At 48.1% G+C, this 206-nt stretch carries 1 protein-coding gene; it reads right to left on the reverse strand.

Annotated features, from left to right (window positions below; all coding sequences use genetic code 11):
* On the reverse strand, positions 1–206 hold a 206-nt coding region (locus tag DW173_RS24275), incomplete at both ends, for a glycoside hydrolase family 3 protein (protein ID WP_233562298.1).

Here is a 206-nt window from a genome sequence, read left to right on the forward strand (position 1 = left end):
GTGAAAGGAAGTTTTCCTGAAGGATTAGCGTCTCCCACCAATACGGAAGCAAGAGCTGTTCCGGCTTCCGAACCCAGGAACCAACCTTGAACAATAGCAGGCACTTCATTCACCCAAGGCATAGCCACTGCATTGCCGGAGATATTGACAACAATCAGGTTTTTATTCACCTTTGCCAGTTCGCTTATCACTCTATCCTGCGCGTA

The sequence above is a fragment of the Bacteroides sp. AM16-13 genome, from assembly GCF_003602705.1.
Classification (GTDB): domain Bacteria; phylum Bacteroidota; class Bacteroidia; order Bacteroidales; family Bacteroidaceae; genus Bacteroides; species Bacteroides xylanisolvens.